This is a genomic window from Priestia sp. TRM10 (assembly GCF_057808375.1).
The window spans coordinates 75,376-92,030 of record NZ_JBJZOT010000010.1; the positions used below are offsets into that span (position 1 = coordinate 75,376).

The 16,655-nt window shown below is 35.9% G+C and carries 13 protein-coding genes; 6 read left to right on the top strand and 7 right to left on the bottom strand.

The genetic code is table 11. From position 1 onward, the window contains the following. The first annotated feature begins 264 nt into the window (after window positions 1–264). Window positions 265–1,641 carry an amino acid permease gene (locus tag ACK3CR_RS08375; protein ID WP_243515859.1) on the top strand — a complete coding sequence of 459 codons (1,377 nt, stop codon included), beginning with the start codon at window positions 265–267 and terminating at the stop codon, window positions 1,639–1,641. 360 nt (window positions 1,642–2,001) lie between these two features. Here the strand turns inward: ACK3CR_RS08375 and ACK3CR_RS08380 are convergent, their stop codons facing one another. The 5 genes from ACK3CR_RS08380 to ACK3CR_RS08400 all read right to left on the bottom strand — a co-directional run bounded on the left by ACK3CR_RS08380 (window position 2,002) and on the right by ACK3CR_RS08400 (window position 9,587). Then, a complete protein-coding gene (locus ACK3CR_RS08380; RefSeq protein WP_488975223.1) occupies window positions 2,002–3,582 on the bottom strand; it encodes a glycoside hydrolase family 32 protein in 1,581 nt (526 codons plus the stop codon). A gap of 82 nt (window positions 3,583–3,664) precedes the next feature. Continuing rightward, window positions 3,665–5,134: a glycoside hydrolase family 68 protein gene (locus ACK3CR_RS08385; RefSeq protein WP_243515857.1), complete on the bottom strand. Its 1,470-nt coding sequence runs from the start codon at window positions 5,132–5,134 to the stop codon at window positions 3,665–3,667. A 184-nt stretch (window positions 5,135–5,318) separates the two neighbouring features. Further along, complete coding sequence (locus ACK3CR_RS08390; protein WP_243515855.1) at window positions 5,319–6,593, bottom strand: ABC transporter substrate-binding protein; 1,275 nt, start codon at window positions 6,591–6,593, stop codon at window positions 5,319–5,321. A 31-nt stretch (window positions 6,594–6,624) separates the two neighbouring features. After that, complete coding sequence (locus ACK3CR_RS08395; protein ID WP_488975224.1) at window positions 6,625–7,794, bottom strand: response regulator; 1,170 nt, start codon at window positions 7,792–7,794, stop codon at window positions 6,625–6,627. 29 nt (window positions 7,795–7,823) lie between these two features. Continuing rightward, window positions 7,824–9,587 (bottom strand): cache domain-containing sensor histidine kinase, encoded by a 1,764-nt coding sequence (locus ACK3CR_RS08400; RefSeq protein ID WP_488975225.1) that lies wholly within the window; start codon window positions 9,585–9,587, stop codon window positions 7,824–7,826. Window positions 9,588–10,076: 489 nt separating this feature from the next. On the opposite strand from ACK3CR_RS08400, the gene ACK3CR_RS08405 reads away from it, so the two are divergent. The 4 genes from ACK3CR_RS08405 (at window position 10,077) to ACK3CR_RS08420 (ending at window position 14,055) form a co-directional block, all read left to right on the top strand. Then, entirely contained in the window at window positions 10,077–11,606 is a 1,530-nt protein-coding gene (locus ACK3CR_RS08405) for an MDR family MFS transporter (protein ID WP_276517213.1), read from the top strand. A gap of 87 nt (window positions 11,607–11,693) precedes the next feature. Next, on the top strand, window positions 11,694–12,137 hold the full coding sequence (locus ACK3CR_RS08410) for a DUF2521 family protein (RefSeq protein ID WP_243515849.1): 444 nt from the start codon (window positions 11,694–11,696) through the stop codon (window positions 12,135–12,137). Window positions 12,138–12,203: 66 nt separating this feature from the next. Beyond that, entirely contained in the window at window positions 12,204–12,917 is a 714-nt protein-coding gene (gene cwlD / locus ACK3CR_RS08415; RefSeq protein ID WP_243515847.1) for an N-acetylmuramoyl-L-alanine amidase CwlD, read from the top strand. A gap of 85 nt (window positions 12,918–13,002) precedes the next feature. Beyond that, the gene (locus tag ACK3CR_RS08420) at window positions 13,003–14,055 is read left to right on the top strand and encodes an Mrp/NBP35 family ATP-binding protein (protein WP_488975226.1); all 1,053 of its coding nucleotides are present in this window, start codon (window positions 13,003–13,005) and stop codon (window positions 14,053–14,055) included. 42 nt (window positions 14,056–14,097) lie between these two features. Here the strand turns inward: ACK3CR_RS08420 and gerD are convergent, their stop codons facing one another. Continuing rightward, window positions 14,098–14,667, bottom strand: a complete 570-nt coding sequence (gene gerD, locus ACK3CR_RS08425) for a spore germination lipoprotein GerD (protein ID WP_243515843.1) — start codon at window positions 14,665–14,667, stop codon at window positions 14,098–14,100. Window positions 14,668–14,842: 175 nt separating this feature from the next. On the opposite strand from gerD, the gene ACK3CR_RS08430 reads away from it, so the two are divergent. Beyond that, the gene (locus tag ACK3CR_RS08430; RefSeq protein WP_488975227.1) at window positions 14,843–15,472 is read left to right on the top strand and encodes a KinB-signaling pathway activation protein; all 630 of its coding nucleotides are present in this window, start codon (window positions 14,843–14,845) and stop codon (window positions 15,470–15,472) included. Window positions 15,473–15,509: 37 nt separating this feature from the next. On the opposite strand, the gene pdaB is transcribed toward ACK3CR_RS08430, so the two are convergent. Beyond that, on the bottom strand, window positions 15,510–16,274 hold the full coding sequence (gene pdaB / locus ACK3CR_RS08435) for a polysaccharide deacetylase family sporulation protein PdaB (protein ID WP_328123624.1): 765 nt from the start codon (window positions 16,272–16,274) through the stop codon (window positions 15,510–15,512). Between the last annotated feature and the right edge of the window lie 381 nt (window positions 16,275–16,655).

Sequence of the window (16,655 nt, forward strand, 5' to 3'; positions counted from 1 at the left end):
CAATATTAACATATGCTCAAAAATTAGATTTTTTAAAGCAGTGAATGATTGAAAACAAAGTTTGTTATAACCCAGCAAATGTTCATGAATTCATTGCAATCTCATATTGATTGGAGCCACTAGGGAAATAGACTTTAACAAATTTGACTAAAAAGACAAATCATTACTTAGTACTTGGAAAGAAAAGAACTATCATTCATTTAAAAAATATTCTCAATGCACAGTGAAAGGGATTCATTTAATAGAATCAAGGGGGAATAAGCGATGGGATCAAGCAATTCACCACTTCAAAAGAAATTACTTCCACGACATATAAGTTTAATGGCAATGGGGGGAGCAATAGGGACTGGAATCTTTAAAGGAAGTGCTGAAACAGTAACGTTAGCAGGACCAGGTGTTATTTTTACTTATATGTTTGCAGGGATTTTGCTTCTAGTTGTTATGGGGGCTATAGCAGAGATGGCTATTGCTTATCCAGATACTAATATGAAAGGGTTTGTTCGTCTAGCCTTTGGTAAGCGGGTGTCTTTTGTAACAGGTTGGTTGTATTGTTTTATGTGGCTCTCTGTATGCGTTATTGAAGTAATTGTAGCAGGGAGCTTTTTTCAATATTGGTTTCCTAATATTCCGCTTTGGGTATTGAGTTTGGGCTGTGCAGTCTTAATTATTGGGATTAATATGATGAATGTTAAAAATTACGGGGAGTTCGAATTTTGGTTTGCTGGTATTAAGATTGCGATGATTATGATATTCATCGTTTTGGGAGCAAGTATTCTCTTTGGAATTACCCCAAGTAACCAGTCGAATTACTTGCAAAACTTTACAGAGCATGGGGGTTTTTTCCCAAATGGATCAATGTCAATCATCTCGGCATTGTTAATTGTGATGTTTTCATACGGGGGATCTGAATTAATAGGATTAACTGTAACAGAAGCAAAAGATGCTGAACGTATTTTACCTAAGGTTATTAAAAGTTTTATTTGGAGAATTGTCTTGTTTTATACGCTACCAATCCTCATAATTTGTGGTTTAATTCCTTGGAATGAAATAAGTGACCAATCAAGTCCATTTGTCCAAGTATTATCAATGTCTGGTTTGCAGGGAGCAGCCCATATTATGAATTTCATTTTAATCACGGCTGTTTTATCTGCTGCTAACTCTGGCATATATGGTTGTACAAGAATGCTCCACTCTTTAGCAATGGGAGGGGAAGCTCCTAAGACTTTCTCTTATGTATCTAAAAATGGCGTTCCGTCATATAGCTTAATGTTAAGTGCAATTGTATTAATCATCGGCTCTATGATTACTTATGTTGCACAAGACCAGGTATTTACTATATTAATGGCGGTTCCTGGTTTTGTCGTATCATTAATATGGATTAGTATTTGCTTATCGCAACTAAAACTTCGTAAATCATATCCTAAAGAACCAAGCTTCAAATTATGGGGCTTCCCTTATGTAACAGCATCTACAGCAGTAGTCTTAATTATTATTTGTATCATGTTTGTATTAAATGAACAGAATCGGACAAGTATTATTGCCTGTCTCCTTGTTTTAGCTATATTAGTTGGAGTTTCGATTATAAAATTTAAACGTTTTGATGCACAGAAGGCTGATTCAGGAGAAAAGAGGATAATGTAGATTTGTAATATGTCTTAGGCCCTTTAGTTTTATGGAAATAGAGAAATGAAACTGCTGTGCTGAAATAATATTTAAGATAACACTTGCTTTAGTTATATATGGAGTTCAAAACTTGAGGGGATTAAAATAAAGTGAAAGCCCAAAGGAAAATGTCTTTGGGCTTTTTAAATTTATAAATTCATTGTCAAAAGAGTAAGGTTACAGCTCCATTTTCATTTGTTGTATTAATAGGATTAATACTGTATTGTTTAAATTCGTTTAAAAGAATTTAAGAATATTATACCATTTTTGGAAGAGTAGTGGCGAATTACACTTCTTACAATGAACTCTTTCTTTAGATAAAAAGAACACAGGGCTTACTCATTTTTTATTCGATTTGTATATAGATTGATAATGTTTAATCTCTATATTTTTAAAAGTAGCGGTTCCACCTTCAGAAAAGAGAGTTATGCCGTCATCTTCTAAAGGAGGGAATACTTGACTAGAGTGAACTACTTTTCCATCATCTATAAATACTTCAACAGTCGTTTTATCAACAAGTATTTCCAAATGAACTTCTTTCTTATTTGGATCAAAAGGAGCTTTGCTTTCGATATATTGATTACTCTCGTCTGGCTGGTGTGTTAATCCTCGATTTACATAAGAGTAGGCTCCTTTAGCAAAGATACCAACGTCAACATGTCGCTTTTCATCAGAAGATTCGCGGAGACGTAATCCAACATTGTGAAGGTCTGCCCATGAAACATCTGCTTCTAGTCTGTAGGCAACCCCTTTAGTATCAAGCTTGTTTGATCCATCCACTTTAATCTCTTCATATTGGTCCGTAGTCTTAGTTAACTCATTCAAGTTTTCGTTAGGCTGTGATGCTAAGTAGTAGTTGTCGTCATCTTGCTTTTTCAGCTCTATTCGACGGACGATAGAATCAATCCCATTGAATCCTTCTTTTATAGTAGGCGTGTTGTTTGCATAGTCCCAGTTGTTCATCCATGCTAGGGCATATCGATGGTCTAATTTGTCGTCATTTAATCCATCTTCGAAAGTGACACCGCCATACCAATCAAATCCATGGTCAAGCCACTGGGGCTCTTCTTGGTCTGGCGCAAATTCTTTTCCATTGTATTCACCAGTCCAATAAGCATAAGTATTCGGTTTTCCGGTCTCTTTACCATTTGCGCTTGCTCCAAGAATCCATTTGATTGATCCATCGTCTGCGCGCATCATATATAGATCAGGACATTCTATAAGCCCGATGTTTTTTGTTTCAAAGCCTCCTGTATACTTCCAATCTTTTAAATCATCAGATTCATAAAATCCAATCTTTGTTCCTTCTGCCATAAGCATGACCCACTTATTTGCTCCGTCATCCCAAATGATTTTTGGATCACGGAAATCTTTTGTATCAGGATTTTTTAAAACAGGTTCATCACTATAAGATTTGAATGTTTTTCCTTTATCTTTGCTGTACCATAGGAACTGTTCTTGCTGACCACTCGAAGAAGGTTGGGTCACAATGGCAATAACACTATTCTCACCGAACCCTGCCGTATTCTGAGCATCTACTACAACTGAACCTGACCATGGATCGCCGTTTTTATTTGTATACTTAGGTATTGCTACACCTTCATCTTTCCAATGAACAAGATCAGTAGATGTTGCATGTCGCCATTCTGTTCCATTCCCATCAGGATAATCTCCATTATAAAGATAGTAATAGTGATATTTTCCATCTAGATAAATTGGCTTCTGAGGATCGTTTTTCCACTTGTCAGGGCTTGTGAAATGATAGTTGGCACGATATGTTTTTTTATCTGTCACTTTATGTTCATCCTCTTTTTTAGGTTCTGATTGCTTGATTAGAAATCCACCAATAGCAAGAAGAAGGCAAACAAGAGAAACAAATATCCATTTCTTTGATTTTGTATTTGGTATGCTTTTTGTCATATAGAGTCACCACGCTTTAATTCTAGGTTGTATGGGATAATAAAAAGAAAATACCAATAAGCATTGGTATTTTCCTTTTTTATTATTTATCAACTGTAACTTGTCCTTGCTCAAGGATGCTATCTTTTACAACAGAAGATTTATTTCCATCAAGAGAAAGTTTGAAGCTTGGAGCAAATGTTGATTTATGATCTGCAAAGTATCCTCTGTTTGTCATATAGCTTGTGACAACAACGTCGTCGCTGTTCTTTTGAGGAATTGCATAGTGAGCATAGTTCCAAGTCACATCGTTCGGATCAAGGTCTTGATGTAGAACAATTCCTGTTTTGTTCATTGGCTTGTAAGGGCCTGTGAGAGAGTTAGAAACATATCCTAGCATATAAATATCTTGGTCATCAATGCCATCAATCGTCATTTTAGATCCACGACTGCTTGTGAATAAGTACCATTTTCCATCTTTTTTGAAGACGTTTGGACGCTCAATTTCATCTGTTACTGTATTTGAAGTGATTAATGGTTTCATGACTTTTTTAAGTGTATAATCGTCATTAATTTCAATGATTCCCATTGCACCGTTTGCTAATTCAGCATATTCTTTTTTAGGACTTTGTAATAGTTTACTTTTTTCGTCTTGGAAGAAGGCATTGCTCTTACTATAATAAGCTCTGTTATATAAAGAGTCTTCTCCTTGATAGCCTGTATCCTTTCCTGTATTAGCTTCAAATACAAGATATTTATGGCCATTGTCTTCAACATAGTGAGGATCTCTAAGCGTGTGGTTATCTTTAAAATCTACATTACCTTTGCTAAAAGCTTGTTCAACCTGTTGGTAAATTGATCCGTCTCCATCAAAAATTGATTTGTGATCTTCTACACCGTCGACGTTAAGTGTGCCGTCTTTTACTTCAGATACGTTTACTTGTGCTGTTGTGAGCGTTTGTTTACCGAAAAGGTTTTTGCTTTCATCAAAGCCTGTTCTGTTTGTATAGAATAAACGAATTTCTCCATCAGAAGTAAACGTTGCAGAACCTGACCATTCTTCAGCTTGATCTTTTAAGTTTTCATCATTTGCTTTGAATTTATCACTATCATCAAACACGCGACCAGCATTTTTCCAAGCACCTAAGGAATTGTCACCAACTTTTTTATAGAACATGTAAATAAATGTGTCACTAGCATTTTTCGGATCTCCAGCTAAACCAAACACAATGTTGTAACCTTTGTATTCAGCTACTGTACCATCTGCATTTTGTAGTGGCCATGTATCCCAAACATCCATCTCAATTTTATTTCCATTTTCATCAACTTTCGTTGCTGAAGGAATGTTTTTGATTTTAGATGCATCGAATTGAGGCACCGTAAAGTTTGGATTTCCATGTTGATTGATCATGTTTTTCATATCAAGTCGAGTCATATGAGAAAATCCATAATCTTCGTTATGATCCTGAGCAGCTTTTGGTGCTGCATGGGCAATTGCTCCGCTTCCTCCTGCTAAAATTGCTGTACTAAGGGTAATTACGCCTGCTTTTTTCGCCAAACCTTTGAAGTTCATATTCTTCCTCCTATGTAGTGGTAGGGGACGGAATATTACCTTTCTGCTTGTCCGTCCATGTGTTAACAATTAAATTATAGGGGAGCGCTTGCTTGCTGAATATGGAGGATATTGATTGAAATTTAGTCTTGAATTGATATATGAGGAAATAAAAAAGGGAGGCTTAAGGAAAATAAGGTATCTCTTACTCTCCTTGAGCACTCTCCCAAGCATATTGATATCTTTTTAATAGCTGAGTTTGGGTTAATCTTTTTGCGACATATTGCTGTGTAGCAGCTCCGAATTGTTCTCTGACTCCAACAGGGAAATATAGCGTGCTAGCTGATACTGTTCTGCCTTCTTTATAATAACGAAGTGTTTCAGTAGCTAATGGGCCAGATTGATTTGACGGGATGTGTTTAAAAGCAGGGATAAATCTAAACTGCTTTGTCATAAATTCTTGACCCTCTTTAGAGGTTACCATCCAGTCTAGAAACTTTTTAGCTGCCTGTTTTTTTTTCGGGGTCGTTTGTTTATTGATAACCCAGTAATTCGGAGTGTTCACAATTAATGATTGTTCACCGTGATTATTACTAAGAGGAATAGGCATAATACCAACATTCAGATTAGGAGAACGTTGATCAATTAACGGTTGAATCCAATTTCCTTGTAAGACAATCGCTGCTTCTCCTTTGGAGAATTGATTCATTTCCATGGTGTAATCTGTTTCAAGCGGGTCACTGTTTCCATATCTCAGTGTTACATCTAAAAGGTGGGTAAGATCTTTGAACTTTTGGTTATTCGTAATCGTTTTTGACCCGTTATTTAATTGAGTAATATAAGCATTTGGATCTTTTTGTTGAAGGAACGCAATATTCATCAAATGATCGCCTAGCTGCCACTTTTCATAATAACCTAAAGCAAAAGGAGTGATTCCTGCCTTCTTGAGTTTTTCCGCTGTTGTTTCTAACTCATTTAATGTAGTCGGTAACTGCTGAATACCTGCTTTTGCAAATAAATCTTTATTGTAGATAAACCCGTACCCTTCTAAATTCATAGGCATACCGTATACCTTTTCACCTGATCTGATAGGAGATAGCGTTTCTGGTAAGGCTTGAGGTACCCAAGATTCTCCTGATAAATCTTCTAAATAATCATGCCACAATTCAGCGCTTTTTCCGCCTTGATTTGTAAAAATATCAGGTCCTTCACCAGCAGCTAATTCTGCCTTCAAATCAGATAAGTCATCGATCGCGCCTCCAACAGTATGAACTTCTATATTAATATGAGGATGCTCTTTTTCATAAGCTTGCACCATCTCTTCAAACGGAGCCGCAATTTCTACTTTAGGATTTCGAATACTTAAAGTAATCTTATCTTGTTTCACTTCTTGAGTCTCTTTCTTGACCTTTTGTTGACACCCGTATAAAGATAAGCTAAGCGTTCCAATCAAACATATACTTAATAGCTCTTTTTTCATTTTGTCACTCCTGAAAACGATCGGTGTCTAACTATCTACTTATTACTGTTAGTTTTTTCTCTTTTCTATATTCAAAGGGAGTTAATCCAACTACTTTTTTAAATAGTTTAGAGAAGTATTTTTCATCTTGATAACCGAGCAGTAAAGAAATGGAGTAAATTGTTTCTTCGGTATCTTCTAACCACTGCTTTGCTCGTTGGATTCTTAATTTTGTCATATATTTAGAAAGCGGCAATCCTGTTTCTTGTTTGAACTTCCGTGAAATATGCTCCCGGCTAAAGAAAAACAGGTTCGATAGCTTCTCTAAACTTAATTCTTCCATATAATACATGTCTACATATGAAACAATGTCTTTCATACGACGAGCAGCATGAAGCTCATCTAACTTATGAATCGAACGATACTGGTGATTGTCTAATGCCTCTTGTAAGAACTGAAAAGCATCTAAGATATGAGATAACGACGATAACGATCTCCCGCTCACAAAGCGAACGGGAATATCAAATTTCTGACTTATCCATTCTTCAACTGTTAACCATTCATTGCGTACTGTGATGATAACACAAATGTTTCGATCACTTTGAAGGGAAAAGGCATTTCCTAGCTTTCGTTCTTTCAGCTCATCAGATAAGGCTTTAATATAAGGTTCCGCATAATGCATTTGATAGAAAGAAATTAAAGCCATCTCATATTGATCAGAAGAAGGAAGATAGGGAAGAATGTCTGTTGATTTGTATGTTTCTCCCATACATGCATCTGTTATTAACTGCTCAATACGGAGTTTTTGGAAGTTTTTATCAATTATTTCCTGCCCACTATGGGAATGCTCGTTTTCCCATGCTTGGACAGCTTCTGCTAATGTATGATTAAAGGGTTCTTCTTCAATTGGTTTTAATAGATAATCGAAACTACGATGTTTAATGGCTTGTCTCATAAATGAATAATCGTTATACCCAGTCACAAAGATTACTTTACCTGGATATGAGATGCTATCTAACCATTCAATCATTTCTATTCCACTCATTTTAGGCATCTTGATATCTGTAAAGATAATTTCTGGTTTTGTAGCTTCAATAATATGTTTTGCTTCTTCGCCATTACTTGCTTCTAAAATATCAGTTATGCTGTACTTTTCCCATTGACCTAGATAACGTATAACTTCACGTACATTCACTTCATCATCAATAATTAAAGCCTTCACACTTTTTCCTCCTTACAAAAATCCATCAATTAATCTTCTTTTAAACGTTTTTCTTCAAGCGGGATGGCAATTTTAACAATAAAGCCATCTCCGTTGTTTCGATCAATTTCTAGATGTGCTTGCGTTCCGTAATTTAGAATAAGTCGATCATGGATATTTTTTAGACCGATATGTTTGTGCCCTTGAGAAGAGGTAAGAGAAGAATGATAAATATTTTCCTGCAATCTCTTGAGTTCTTCATCCGTTATACTAGCGCCATAACTTTCGACAACAAGTTGTAAAAATGATTTCTGCATTTCTCCATAAATGTTCAGTGGGGCATCATAGAAACCTTCTTCATAGCTATGTTTAAAAAAGTTTTCAACAAGCGGCTGAAGAATCATACTAGGAATTTGCATATTTAAAATAGGATCACTGATATGAATAGAATAATGAACTTCTTTCCGAAAGCGTTCCATTTGAAGAGTAAGGTAAGCTTTGATATATTCTACTTCTTCTTGAACTTTGACCCACTTGTTTGCATTAATTGAATAGCGCATCATCTTAGATAAAGATGTAATTAAATGATAAACGCGTGGAGCATTGGATCTTAACGCAACAGCACCTATTGATTGTAGAGCGTTGAAAAGGAAATGAGGATTCACTTGTGACTTTAAGGCTCTTAATCGATTTTCCTTGTTCTCAATTTCAAGTTTGTATTCCCGATTAATATGGAGATTAATTCGCTCCATCATTTCTTTTATATGAAGTTCTAAATAACCAATCTCGTCTTCTCTTTTATCATTAAAATCAATATTCATATTGCCACCTTTTATGGTCCGTACTTTTTGGGTAAGAAGCTTAAGTGGATGGGTAATCTTATAGGAAATCAAGCTAATCATTAATACTCCAAGTAAGCCAATAATGATTCCGACAATAATAAAAGTATAGGAAGTTTTTCTAGCATCATCGAATAGGATATGACTTGGCGTAATCTTAACAAGCTTCCACTGATCAAGTGGTCCGGATAAGGTGTTAGCTAAGATAATATCATCACCTGTTTCAGCGTTTCTCTCTATTTTCTGTTGTAAATGAGGCGAAACTACTTGTCCAATAAGCTCAGTATCATTCGCATAGACAATCTTATTATCTTCGTTGATAAGCAAGACAGATTCTTGATCTTCACCAATTAAATTGTTACATATGCGTGCATACATTTCATAATCTACATCCATTGAGATTGTGCCAAGAAATTCATTAGATAATACATCAACAATCTTATGATGGAATGTAATTACTTTTGTCTTGTCAGATTGAGGAACAATAGCTGAATTATTGTAATTTTGGATGGAATGTGGTGGCTGAATAACGTATTTTATGTTTAAATTGTAAAGCTCTTTAATAAAGGGCTGCTGTAAGAAATTAGGCCTGGATTTACGCGCACTCGCAGTGGCATTATAGACAGTTAACGCCTCTTTATCTTTATCCATATAAAACTGAATTTGACGAATCTCATTCCGCATTAATGAGAAGTTCTCCAAACTTTTTTCTAAGTAACTTGAGTCCTCAACTTCATTATTTAAAATCTGAAATAGTTTAGGATCACGATATAAAATATAAGGAAGGTTAATCATTTCCTCGAAATATTGTTGAAGCTCTGTTGAATTTTCGCGAAGCTGTTCATGGCTATTTTTCAGTTCTTGCTGCTCTACGCTATGTTTGGTATAGCTATAAATAAAAAAGACAGATAGAAAATAGGGTAAAATGATAAAGATTAGTAACATGAGCAGTAGGCGGTTCTGGATGCTCTTCATAGAAGCTCCTCCTTGTATTCAAGAAACCAATTATAGAGTGTAGAGAAGTAATTCTTCTAGAGTAGAATGTGCTAAAACCAGTAGCTTCTTACAAGGAGAGTAACAGAAGCCCCTTTACGATCAGTAAGAATGTTTTAGTGTACAACACATTTAGTACCTCAACTATAACAAATCACTTCCAAGCGTCAATCATACATAAGAATGAGTGAAGATTTACCTATAGTATGTGAATTTTTAACCAACAGGAGCACTAATTTCATAACTCTGAGATTTATGTTTGTACAACTTAATAAAGAGAAGAAAAAGTTCTTTATTTTGATTCTTCACTAGGATTAGCGAAAGTTATGTAGAAAAGGATATATTCTTCCTTTTATTTATGTTTTAAGTTAGCACATTTCGATAAAAGGGATAAACTTCAAATTAGAAGTAGCTCTTATGTAAAAATTTCACTATAATTAACTTTGTTAAACATTAGAGAGGAGTGAGCCTGTGGTTTCAAAAGACTCACAATTAAAGCTTGTTGTAACAGGACTATTATTGGCTATTTTAATGGCTGCAATGGACAACACTATTGTTGCAACGGCAATGGGGACTATTGTTTCTGATCTTGGTGGATTAGATAAGTTTGTTTGGGTGACCTCTGCATATATGGTGACTGTAATGGCTGGAATGCCTATTTTTGGTAAATTGTCTGATATGTACGGTCGCAAACGTTTTTTTATTTTTGGTCTTTTAGTATTTTTATTAGGTTCAATTTTGTGTGGTACAGCAACAAGCATTGAGCAGCTCAGCATTTATCGAGCAGTACAAGGTGTTGGAGGCGGAGCGCTTATGCCGATTGCTTTCACAATTGTATTTGATATTTTTCCTCCCGAGAAACGTGGTAAGATGACAGGTCTTCTTGGAGCAGTATTTGGAGTTTCAAGCGTGTGTGGTCCTTTGCTTGGTGCTTATATTACAGAGTATATTAGCTGGCAATGGATTTTTTATGTAAATGTACCACTTGGTATTGTATCTCTTCTTTTAATTATTAAAGCTTATAAAGAATCAACAGAGCGGAAAGAACAAAGGGTAGATTGGATAGGAGCTGCAACACTTGTTATTGCAGTTGTCAGCTTGATGTTTGCTCTTGAGCTTGGTGGCAAAGAATATAGTTGGCAATCACCACAGATTCTAGGGTTGTTCGGATCTTTTATTTTATTTTTCATTATCTTTATTTTTACAGAACGAAAAGTGTCAGATCCAATCATTTCTTTTTGGATGTTTAAAAACCGTCTTTTTGCAACAGCTCAAATCTTGGCTTTCCTTTACGGAGGCACATTTATTATCTTAACAGTATTTATTCCTATCTTTGTTCAAGCTGTTTATGGCGGTTCTGCAACAAATGCAGGGTTGGTATTAACACCAATGATGTTAGGATCTGTTGCAGGAAGCGCAATCGGTGGGATTTTTCAAACGAAAACAACATTCCGAAATCTTATGTTTCTTTCAATTGTCTCCTTTGCAGCTGGCATGGTGTTGTTAAGTACAATGACTCCTGAGACAGCAAGATGGATGTTAACTATCTTTATGGTATTAACAGGTTTTGGGGTTGGTTTCTCATTTTCAATTTTACCAACAGCATCAATTGAAAAACTGGATGTGCGCTACAGAGGATCCGCAAACTCTACAAACTCTTTCGCTCGTTCTCTTGGAATGACAATTGGCGTAACTGTATTTGGGACAATTCAAAGTAGTCACTTTACAAGTGAATTAAAAGAAAGCTTTGGAAGTGCAGGAAGCAGTGGAGCAATGGCAAATGTTGAAAACCCAAGCGCTCTTTTTGAGGGAGGCGCTCGTGCAATGATTCCAGAGCCTGTTCTATCAAAAATTGTGCATGCTATGTCAACCTCTATTACAGATGCTTTTACATTTGCTCTTATTCCAATTGGTCTTGCTTTTATTACAGTACTTATGATGGGAAAAGCCCGCATAGCTGTAAGAAAGCCTGAAGTGAAAGAAAATATACTAAACAAGTAGAAGGCAGAGAGTAGAACTCTCTGCCTTTTTGTTCCTGTGTATAAAGTTAGCGGTCGGTCACAATAAAAGAAAAGGAGGATGGAGAACGTGACCGTAATTACAACATTCAAAGAACGAAGAAGAGAAAAAGAAATGAAGTATGAACGAAAAGTGATGAGCGGAATTTCACTTGAGAAACTATATAAGGAAATGATGCGCTATTTTCAGCCGCTCATGTTTTATTCAACAAAAAATAACCGCTCTGTTGAGGAAGGGTGCTTAGATATAGCAGTTGAAGCTTTCTTGCTTGGAGCAAAATATAGCAGGTTTGGTTATTATGGAGAACAGGAAGAGAAAGTACGTGTAAGATCTGAAAGAGAGGGGAAAAAGCTTGTTTCTGCTCTTTTCGATTATCTTTCCTTTTGGACAGAGGATCATTATGAGCTGCCAACAGGTGATGGTTTGTATATGCTTTGTGAAGCCTACGTTGATGACTGGTGGACAGAAGGTTTTCGGTTTGGAAAGAAAAGATATGGCTTAAAATTGTCCTAAAATAATCATAAATCCTCTCCGCTCACCATATAGAAAATAGTAGGTAGGACGAGCGGGGGGAGCACGATGAAAAAAAAGCTTTGGTTAGGGACTGTTATTATCGTTATCTGTTGTCTTTTTCTAGGCGTTCAGCATTACTTTACAAATAAAGGCTCAATCGGTTCATGGAATCTCCCGTTAAGTGGTAAAATTATTGTCTTAGATGCAGGCCATGGAGGCGCTGACGGGGGAGCAGTTGGTAAAGATGTTTTGGAGAAAGAAGTAACGCTCTCCATTTCCTTGATGATTAGGGATTACCTTCAGGAACAAGGAGCACTTGTTATTATGACGCGTGAAAAAGATGAAGACTTAGCAGACAAAGATACAAAAGGGTATAGCAGACGCAAAGGAGAAGATTTAAGAAAGCGTCTAGAAATTATCAATCATTCCAGTGCTGATATGTACTTAAGTATCCATCTTAATGCAATTCCTTCTCCAAAATGGAGCGGAGCTCAAACGTTTTACAATGGATCAAAAGAAGAAAATAAGAACTTAGCTACATGGATTCAATCCGAATTCAAAGGAAACTTGAATAATACGAATCGAGAAGCAAAAAGAATTCAAAATATTTATCTTGTTGAAAATGCTGATATTCCAGGAGCGCTTGTTGAAGTTGGCTTTCTTTCCAATCCAACAGAGCATGATCTTTTAAAAACAGAAGAATATCAGAAGAAAGTGGCTGCTTCAATCTATAGAGGGATTTTACAGCACCTAACAGCAAAAGCACCTCCGAAAGAGTGAGGTGCTTTTTGTTTGCGTTCACGAAACAAAGGGAAAATATGATATAATTCAGAATGTAAACGAATTCAACGGGGAAGGTGAAAACATGCTCACAGAAAAGGAAGTTCACGCACTATTATCAGGGGTAGAAGAGCCGTTTTTACATAAAACATTAGGAGAGTTAGACGGCATTCAAGAAATTAAAATTAAAGAAGAGAAAAAACATGTGAGCGTTAAACTGCTTGTGGCTAAAACAGGAACAGCAGAGCAGATGCAACTTCAAGGAACAGTAGTAAATTTATTAAAAGAAGCAGGTTTTGAAACAGTTGGTCTCCGCTTTGAAGCACTGCCGCAAGATAGCGTGGCAGCGCAAGAGCAGCCATCACTTTTAAATACAAAAGATACAACATTTATCGCAATTGCCAGTGGTAAAGGAGGCGTTGGAAAATCAACCGTTTCTGTTAACTTAGCAATTGCTCTTGCAAGGCTTGGAAAGAAAGTCGGTTTGATTGATGCTGATATTTACGGGTTTAGCGTCCCTGATATGATGGGAATTGAACAACGTCCAACTGTTGAAAATGATCGAATTATTCCAGTTGATCGTTTTGGTGTAAAAGTTATTTCAATGGGCTTCTTTGTCGAAGACAATGCACCTGTCATTTGGAGAGGCCCTATGCTTGGTAAAATGTTGACAAGCTTCTTCCAGGAAGTAGAGTGGGGAGAGTTAGATTACCTTCTGCTCGATTTACCTCCAGGAACAGGCGATGTTGCGCTTGATATTCATTCTATGCTTCCTGCGTGTAAAGAAATCATTGTATCAACTCCACATCCAACAGCCGCTTTTGTAGCAGCAAGGGCTGGGGCGATGGCTATTCGTACAGAACATGAAGTCTTAGGTGTTGTAGAGAACATGGCGTACTTTGAAAGTGAAGTTACAGGAGAGAAAGAGTACGTGTTTGGCAAAGGTGGAGGAGAAAAGCTAGCAGAGGAACTAGCTGTTCCACTGCTTGGAAAACTTCCGCTACAGCAACCAGATTGGAATGAAGAAGAATTTGCTCCATCTGTATATGGCGAAGATCACCGTTTAGGAAAGATCTATAGTGAAATTGGCGAAAAAGTTATTTCTCTTTGCACACAACAACAGGATCATAATGTATAAAGGTAAGAGGCGTTGCATATATGCAACGCCTCTTTACTCCACTTATTCTTCTTTCTTTTCTTCAGATTCTGCTTCTTTTACAGCTTTGTCTATCATTTCTTGAACTTTCCCTTTATATGTTGGACTTTCAAATGTTTCAGTTATAACGGTTTGAAGATGTTTTCGATATTCTTTACTTTTTAACAGCTTTGTGACCTCTTTTTCCATTTCAGGATTTTTAAGAACATCCATTAGCATTTGCTGATATTCAGGATCTTTCATAAGCTTTTTAATAATTTCTTCATGCTCATCTTGAAGAGATGTAGCAAGTGTTTTGGCAAACTTAGGATCTTTGAAAGCTTCAGTCCAGAACTTTGAACCTTTCTCAGATGACAGTGTATCTTGAATTGTTTCTTTGATCAATTTCTCATCTATAACGATCTCTTTTTTTACTTCATCATCCTTTAGCACTTGCTTTAGTGCTTCTTTTCCATCGTCTGTTTTAAGGATATCTACTACCATCTTTTTCGTTTGATCGTAGTCCATTTCACTTCCTTCTGCCTCTTGCGGGGCACACCCAGATGAAGAAAAAACAAAGATTAGGGCATATAGGAGCAAAAGAGCTCTTCCCATAATTGTAACGCTCCTTTCAGATACCTTCTGTAAAATGTCTTATTCTTAATATGAAAGGAAATAGAAAAAATATTCACGTTCTAAAGTCGTTAACAGGAATTACATTTTCTTTGTGGTAAATAAGATATAAGGGGACTTACATGAAATAAAAAGAACAATTAATGGGGGAGAACAGATGAAAAGTCGAAACCTTGTACGTTTCTTTTTATCAACGCTTTCAGTTGGGGCTGTCATAACAGTATTTGTTGGATTTACATTGAACTGGGGAGAATATAAGGACCTTTTTATTCAAGGTGAAATAGGTGAGATAGTAGCAATTGCTATTTGGCTAATTGGGGTAGGTTGCATTTTTAGTTTAATTAGTCAGATGGGCTTTTTTTCTTACTTGACTGTTCACAGATTTGGACTCGGTATCTTTAAGTCCTCATCACTTTGGAATTCAGTACAAGTTGTTCTTATTCTTTTTGTCCTATTTGATCTTGTGTATTTTAGATACACATTTTTTGCTGAAGCAGGAGAATCAATCATTAATTACTTCTTCCTTGCTCTCACACTTTTAGTAGTTGGGATTGCCTTCTCATATGTAAAAATGAAGCAAACAAACCGAACAGCATTTATCCCAGCTTTATTTTTCTTAACTGTTGTGACGATTGTCGAGTGGTTTCCAGCGCTAAGAACAAATGAGCAAAGTTGGCTGTATCTTATGCTAATCCCATTGCTTATCTGTAATATCTATCAACTTTTGATACTTCCGAAATTTTTGAAATCTCCTTATATAATAAAAGAAGTGAGAGAAAGTAAGTAAAAAAAAGCCCCATCCTTCAATAAGCGAAGGATAGGGGTTATTTAATTTCTTCACTTTTAGAAGTAGCGCCAGAAATCAAACTTGAAACTGTTGTTGTTTTTAATTTCTTCTTTGAAAGTTCTCTAATAATAGAAGGAAGAGCTTCATTTGTTTGCTGAGCAGAATCAGATGCATGAAGAAGAACAATGTCACCGCCTTTAATTTTCTCAGTTGCATTTCTTACAATCTTATCTACACCAGGATTTAACCAGTCTTCTGTATTAAGACTCCAATGAACAATTGTATAATTATGGGCTTCCGCAATTTTTAAAGTTTCTTTATCAAAATGTCCATTAGGTGGTCTAAGTAGTTTGATCTTGTCAACACCAAGTGTTTTAAATGCTTTTTCAGATTTAGCGATGTCTTGGCGGATTTCTTGTGCTTCTAAACTTGTATAACTTTCATACGCGTAACCCATAGAACCAATCTCATGTCCATCTTCTTGAATTCGCTTTACAATTTCAGGGTGTCTCTCTGCCCATGAAGCAGATAAAAAGAAAGTAGCATTCTCAATATCATGTGAGCGTAAAGTATCTAAAATCTCTTCAGCCTTTTCATCTCCCCAACTAATATTGAATGTAAGAGCAACTTTGTCTTTAATTGTCCCATTCTCATAAATTGCTTTTGGGCCATCTTTAGTTGAGAAAACAGGAATGTGAAATAACGTCTGAGTAAGTAGAAAACCACCTGCAAAAAATGATAGTATTAAAACCAATACAATCTGTTTTGCTCGACTTCCATTAATCGTATAGAAAAAATTCATGTTTACCCCCTTATGAAACAAGCTATCTTGTCTCATAATATGTAGAGGTTCAGTCCTTCATAACATGATTTTAAAAAAAGAATAAAAAAAATGAAATTTAGTGTTGACGTTTCTTTTGAAACTTGATATATTATTACTTGTCGCTGCTACGGTAGCGCAAAACGAACAAAATCAAAAAACATTTTCAAAAAAGTTGTTGACACACTTCGAGAGAAGTGATAAGATATAAAAGTCGCTGTTAACGACAAACGAAGTGATTGACCTTTGAAAACTGAACAAAATACGTCAACGTTAATTCTATTTTATTTTTAAAACAACGTTTCTTATAAGAAACAAAAAGCTATGGACATCGAAAGATGAAACCAAACTTTCTATGGAGAG

Excerpts from the sequence above, each read along its gene's own strand:
- ACK3CR_RS08390 (WP_243515855.1), bottom strand. The coding sequence starts at position 6,593 with ATGAAAAAAGAGCTATTAAGTATATGTTTGATTGGAACGCTTAGCTTA.
- cwlD (WP_243515847.1), top strand. The coding sequence starts at position 12,204 with ATGAAAAAAAAGCTTTGGTTAGGGACTGTTATTATCGTTATCTGTTGT.
- ACK3CR_RS08385 (WP_243515857.1), bottom strand. The coding sequence starts at position 5,134 with ATGAACTTCAAAGGTTTGGCGAAAAAAGCAGGCGTAATTACCCTTAGT.
- ACK3CR_RS08375 (WP_243515859.1), top strand. The coding sequence starts at position 265 with ATGGGATCAAGCAATTCACCACTTCAAAAGAAATTACTTCCACGACAT.
- ACK3CR_RS08420 (WP_488975226.1), top strand. The coding sequence starts at position 13,003 with ATGCTCACAGAAAAGGAAGTTCACGCACTATTATCAGGGGTAGAAGAG.
- ACK3CR_RS08400 (WP_488975225.1), bottom strand. The coding sequence starts at position 9,587 with ATGAAGAGCATCCAGAACCGCCTACTGCTCATGTTACTAATCTTTATC.
- gerD (WP_243515843.1), bottom strand. The coding sequence starts at position 14,667 with ATGGGAAGAGCTCTTTTGCTCCTATATGCCCTAATCTTTGTTTTTTCT.
- ACK3CR_RS08430 (WP_488975227.1), top strand. The coding sequence starts at position 14,843 with ATGAAAAGTCGAAACCTTGTACGTTTCTTTTTATCAACGCTTTCAGTT.
- ACK3CR_RS08380 (WP_488975223.1), bottom strand. The coding sequence starts at position 3,582 with ATGACAAAAAGCATACCAAATACAAAATCAAAGAAATGGATATTTGTT.
- pdaB (WP_328123624.1), bottom strand. The coding sequence starts at position 16,274 with ATGAATTTTTTCTATACGATTAATGGAAGTCGAGCAAAACAGATTGTA.